The sequence below is a fragment of the Desulfovibrio desulfuricans genome (genome assembly GCF_024460775.1).
GTDB lineage: Bacteria > Desulfobacterota > Desulfovibrionia > Desulfovibrionales > Desulfovibrionaceae > Desulfovibrio > Desulfovibrio desulfuricans_E.
The window spans coordinates 1-771 of record NZ_JANFYZ010000039.1; the positions used below are offsets into that span (position 1 = coordinate 1).

At 60.4% G+C, this 771-nt stretch carries 1 protein-coding gene; it reads left to right on the plus strand.

Annotation, left to right across the window (positions count from 1 at the left end; translation table 11 throughout):
- Positions 1-5 precede the first annotated feature (5 nt).
- Positions 6-771: ferredoxin-like domain-containing protein (locus NE637_RS15325; RefSeq protein ID WP_256267795.1), on the plus strand; the 766-nt coding region annotated here is incomplete at its 3' end.

Genomic DNA, 771 nt, shown 5'->3' on the forward strand with positions numbered 1-771 from the left:
AGAACATGGCTTTTATTTCTTCCGGGTACAATCCCGCAAAACCGATGGAAGGCCGCATTACTGACATCGGACCCCATAAGTATAATGAATACTTCCCGCCGGTGATCAAGAACAACTTCGGCAAGTGGCTCTATCACGAAATTCTGGAGCCCGGCGTGCTCGTGCACGTGGCCGAAAGTGGCGACAAGTGCTACACCGTCCGCGTGGGCGGCACCCGTACCATGTCCATCACTCACATCCGTGAGCTGTGCGACATCGCCGACAAGCACTGTGGCGGCTACCTGCGCTGGACCACCCGTAACAACATTGAATTCATGGTGGACAGCGAAGCCGGCATGAAGGCCCTGCGCGACGACCTGAACAGCCGCAAGTTTGACGGTGGCTCGTTCAAGTTCCCCGTGGGCGGCACCGGCGCTGGCATCAGCAACATGGTGCACACCCAGGGTTGGGTGCACTGCCACACCCCCGCGACCGACGCCTCCGGCCCGGTCAAGGCCGTGATGGACGCCGTGTTTGAAGACTTCAAGTCCATGCGTCTGCCCGCCCCCGTGCGCATCGCGCTTGCCTGCTGCATCAACATGTGCGGCGCCGTGCACTGCTCGGACATCGGCCTTGTGGGTATCCACCGCAAGCCCCCGATGGTCGACCACGAATGGGCTGACCAGCTCTGCGAAATTCCTTTGGCCGTGTCTGCTTGCCCCACCGCCGCTGTGCGTCCCACCAAGGTGGAACACAACGGCAACAAGGTGAACTCCATCGCCATCAAGGAAG